This window comes from Trinickia symbiotica (assembly GCF_003028655.1).
GTDB lineage: Bacteria > Pseudomonadota > Gammaproteobacteria > Burkholderiales > Burkholderiaceae > Trinickia > Trinickia symbiotica_A.
Genome location: NZ_PYUC01000041.1, coordinates 1 through 3,388 on the forward strand (window position 1 = coordinate 1; position 3,388 = coordinate 3,388).

The window sequence follows — 3,388 nt, forward strand, 5'->3', positions numbered from 1 at the left end:
TTGTAACTCACCTCGGAATGCAGGCCTTTCCGCGGCCTCGACGCAGCTTGTCCGCATAACCCATCCCTTCCATCCGTTTAGCGGCCGGCAGCTCGTTTGCGTCGGTGAACGCTATAACCGCTCTGGCAAGCGTCTCTTGCTACGTGTCGACGACAGGACTATTTGCTCCGTTCCTCCGGCGTGGACCGATATCGCTGCCCCCGACGCTGAAATTGTCATGGGGCAAGGGCGCGCGCTATTCAGGATCGCGGACTTGATGGAACTCGCAAACCTCGTCACACGCCTTCGCTCGGGTAGGTAACCCTAGCCTCGACCGAGTGTAAGGATAAATTCGCCGCGAATGTAAAGCAATTGATGCCGCATTCAGGCCCAATGTCGTCGGCATTACGCCGCAATTTGTGGATTACATATCGCGAAGATCTTGCACCTCTCGACCTTGACAACGTGGATTTAAGCGGCATAATTACGTTACATTAAGATCGCATGGAGTCGAAGGTGCCGATAAGCAACCAACGCAAGCGCTCGAAGGCCGACGCGCTCGCCGAAGACGGCGCGCTGAATCCCGCGCCGGATAGGGTTTGTGATCCGAAATTCCAGGAAGGCGGGTTCTTCGATCCGCTCGATGCAGTGCAGGTGAAGTACGAGATGCTGCGTCGTGTCTCCGTCGAGAAGGCGTCGGTGACGGATGTGTCTGACGAGTACGGCGTCTCACGACCGACCTTTTACCAGGCCAAGGCGGACTTCGAGGAAAGGGGTATTGCTGGACTGGTACCCAGGAAGCGAGGGCCGCGCGGTCCACACAAAATCCAGAGTGACGTACTGGCGTTCCTCAAGGCGCAGCTTTCCCCCGGCGAGCCGATCCGGGCGCGTGAACTGGCGAAGCTGATTCAGAAGGAGTTTGGCCTTGAAGTACATCCGCGAACGATCGAACGCGCCGTCGGTGGAAAAAAAACTGCGCGATAACCAGGGCCGAGGCGAGACCGTCAACGCCTTCGTCCGCAATCGTCACGCAGTACGAGACGTTGCGCTCGGCCATGCTAGGCGAAGCCCTGCCCCCAACTGCTCGCAGTGGGCTAATTGTCTTTCTCCATCAAGGCATGTGGGGATGGGCGCGCAAGCTGGCCGCGGACGCCATCGCCAGATCGAAGTCGATCTCGGCGCGGATTCCGACACCAGCTGAGCCCTTTGAACATCAGGCCATCGTGTACTTACTCGCAAGAATGGCAATGACGATCAATGACCGGAGAACACCGTGAATGCATCGCTCAAAGTTCAACCTCATCACCTCGAACGAGGCGCTTATCTCTACGTCCGACAGTCGTCGATGCGACAGGTCATCGAGAACGTCGAGAGTACGAAACGGCAATACGCCCTTCGTGGCCGTGCGACCGCGCTGGGCTGGCGCGACGATCAGATCATCACCATCGATAGCGACCAAGGTGAGTCGGGCGCATCGGCGTCCTGGCGCGAAGGATTTCAACGACTGGTCACTGACGTCGGCATGGGACGCGCAGGCATCGTCATGGGCCTGGAGGTCTCTCGCCTCGCAAGAAACAATGCCGACTGGCATCGCCTGCTCGAGATCTGCGCCCTCGCTGATACGCTCATTCTCGACGAGGATGGGGTATATGACCCAGCCAACTTCAACGACCGGCTTCTGCTGGGCCTCAAGGGAACGATGAGCGAGGCCGAACTTCATGTTATCAAAGCCCGACTGCGCGGCGGAATCCTGAATAAAGTACGCCGCGGCGAGTATCGCTGCCCACTCCCGACGGGCTTCGTGTACGACGAGATCGGCAACGTCGTGCTCGACCCAGACTCGCAGGTCAGGGAGATAATCGCCTATTTCTTCGAGACGTTCTCACGAGTAGGTTCCGCGAGCCAAACAGTCAAGGTCTTCAAGAACGAGGGGCTTCGGTTTCCATCTCGCATGCGCAACGAGAAACTGATCACCTTCCGGCCGCTCACCGCATCGACCGCGCTCCGCACGCTGAACAATCCACGCTATGCGGGCGCCTACGTCTATGGCAGACGGCACTATCGGCGAACTGCTGACGGGAAGAATGTACCTCGAAAGCGCGAGCGCGATGACTGGCTCGCCTGCATCCCGGACGCTCACCCCGGCTACATCACCTGGGAGCAGTTTCAGCAGAATCTCAAGATTCTCGAGTCCAACGGCCGTGGATATGAAATCGCGCGAGCATCGCCCCCGAGAGAGGGCGCGGCCCTGTTGCAGGGGCGCGCCGTCTGTGGGCGTTGCGGTCGACACTTCCGTCTCCGGTATGCAACGCGGCGCGGGCGACAGGAGGCGTGGTATGTCTGCGATCGCGCGCAAGGCACGCGTGGCGAGCCGTGCTGTCAGTCGATTGCAGGCGGGCCCATCGACGACGCGGTCGGTGCATTGGTTACGGCCATGATGACGCCCGCCGCAGTCGAGCTGGCGCTGGAGATTCGAAGAGAAATCGAGGCTCGGTACGACGACGCCGATCGCCTACGCCTGCGTGCAATCGAACGTGCTCAGTTTGAAGCAGACCTCGCGCAACGGCGTTTCATGCTCGTCGACCCCAATAACCGTCTGGTCGCGGATACCCTCGAACGTGAATGGAACGGCAAGCTGCGCACATTAGCTCAGGCTCAGGAGGAAAGAGAGCGTGGCCGGCACGAGGACCGCCTTGCTCTCGACGATGCAATTCGCGACCGGCTCGTCGCCATGACGACCGACTTCAAAACGCTCTGGCGAGATCAAAGCGTACCGAACCGCGAGCGCAAACGGCTCCTCGCCCATGTCATTGAGGACGTCACGCTGATCAAACTGCCGGCGGAAGGCACAACCAAGATCCATGTCCGCTTCAAGGGCGGCAAGACCGAGACCCTGACGGCACAGAACCCCAAATCCTCCGCGCAACAGGTCAAGACCCGGCCAGAGGTCCTGGAACTCATCGACAAGCTTCTCGACAGTCACACGTGCTCTGAGATTGCAAACATCCTTAACGAACAGGGCATCCGCCCTGGCGGTTGCGTCCGGCCAGGCAAGGCCGACATCCGATTCAATGCGTTGCGCGTCTCATATCTCGCGCAACGAAACGGACTCCGTTCCCGCTTCGACCGACTGCGAGACCGCGGGATGTTGACGAAGCCGGAGGCTGCGGCGCGTCTTGGAATTCATGTGGAAACGCTCATAAGCTGGGTGCAGCACAGTCTCGTTACGAGGCATTCCTACAACGACCATGCGTATCTATACGAACTCCCCACCTCTAACCTGCCGATGAAACATTGCAGTCGATGGGATCGCCTCGTTGACCGGGCCGCGGCGGCGTCGGCGACAAAGAAATCAAAACCCTCCGATTCGACAGAAGGAGTTGTAGTATGAAACCAGATAGTTCATCAG

The 3,388-nt window shown here is 59.2% G+C and carries 3 protein-coding genes; all 3 read left to right on the plus strand.

The features are described 5' to 3' along the window. Positions 1-55 precede the first annotated feature (55 nt). The 3 genes from C9I57_RS33760 (at position 56) to C9I57_RS32080 (ending at position 3,370) form a co-directional block, all read left to right on the plus strand. A complete protein-coding gene (locus C9I57_RS33760) occupies positions 56-301 on the plus strand; it encodes a DUF5372 family protein (RefSeq protein WP_369008112.1) in 246 nt (81 codons plus the stop codon). Between the two features lie 194 nt (positions 302-495). Further along, a complete protein-coding gene (locus C9I57_RS32070) occupies positions 496-963 on the plus strand; it encodes a helix-turn-helix domain-containing protein (protein WP_219909923.1) in 468 nt (155 codons plus the stop codon). Positions 964-1,252: 289 nt separating this feature from the next. Then, positions 1,253-3,370: a recombinase family protein gene (locus C9I57_RS32080; RefSeq protein ID WP_107154510.1), complete on the plus strand. Its 2,118-nt coding sequence runs from the start codon at positions 1,253-1,255 to the stop codon at positions 3,368-3,370. The last annotated feature ends 18 nt before the right edge of the window (positions 3,371-3,388 follow it).